Here is a 1038-nt window from a genome sequence, read left to right as displayed (position 1 = left end):
CACTGCGGGTGCTGGCATCGGTGTAACCGGCCACCACAAAGAACAGCGGCGTGGCGATTGTGGAGATAAAGGTCAGCAGTTCCAGCAGCCAGTGGTAATTGTAGTTATAGTTATCCGACGTACTGTAAATAGAAAAAAAGGTTACGGTTGCCAGACAACCTATGGTTTTCACGATACTGATGGCAATTTCGTTCATCTTATATGGCTAACCGTAATGTCAAAGTGTGCGTGGAATGTACCGGGTTGTACCGCGTAGAGAGAGCTTGGCTATCCGCTGTCGATGTCCATTTATTATAATGCGTGTCATATTTATTTTTATGACAGAACGTTAATTTATTCTGTACAAACAGCTCGCTATAGCCCTTACCTTTATTCTGGATATTGCTGCGATGTTGAAATAAAACGCGGTCACACTTCTTTTAGACAATGCTTTTGTTGAGATGACTCGCGCGGTACTGCGATTCTCAATTAATGGCTACATCTGTTAATCATAGCATTTCTTGCTGTAGGAAAACTATAACGGCAGTGATATTGATACCTATCTTGCAGTGTTATTTATGCTTTGTTTTTTAATCAGTTATTACGCTTTCCTTGCTGTTTGGCCCTGTGGGCTGGGTAGACTGTTGGCGTGGTTTTATCCTTTTATCTTCTTTGGCTTTCTGTTGTTTTATCCCTCTTTGGGATTGGGTTTATCTATTAACTTACTACCTATTAGTTTTTTATATTGCATATATTTAAATATACGGAAAATAACACGGCGCGACGTTTTTATTGTGCACCTTTTGCCTGACTTTGCTCTGTAATGCGCAGTTTAATGTCGCTTAATAATTGCTGATAGCGTGCCGGAAGCGGCCATTCGGCGCGGTGAATGGCCCAGAGGGTATCGATAACCGGCGATTCACTGTGATGTACGCGGATTAATTCAGATTTGGCGAATGCGGTCACCGCAAAGCGCGGAAGTACGGTAAAGCCCAGACCGCGCGCTACCGGCTCAAGGATCAGGCTGATTTGGTTAGTAAAACCGTGCACAGGAATGTC

The 1038-nt window shown here is 43.4% G+C and carries 2 protein-coding genes; both read right to left on the bottom strand.

Annotation, left to right across the window (positions count from 1 at the left end):
• Nucleotides 1–196: hypothetical protein (locus tag GOU96_RS17745; RefSeq protein WP_420719710.1), on the bottom strand; the 196-nt coding region annotated here is incomplete at its 3' end.
• A gap of 572 nt (nt 197–768) precedes the next feature.
• A partial coding sequence (locus GOU96_RS17740) for a LysR substrate-binding domain-containing protein (protein ID WP_324702093.1) occupies nt 769–1038 on the bottom strand: 270 nt, incomplete at its 5' end.

The sequence above is a fragment of the Vibrio sp. R-1 genome, assembly GCF_035615595.1.
In the GTDB taxonomy this organism is placed as follows: Bacteria; Pseudomonadota; Gammaproteobacteria; order Enterobacterales; family Vibrionaceae; genus Vibrio; species Vibrio cholerae.
This window is presented reverse-complemented; position numbering and strand designations above follow the sequence as displayed.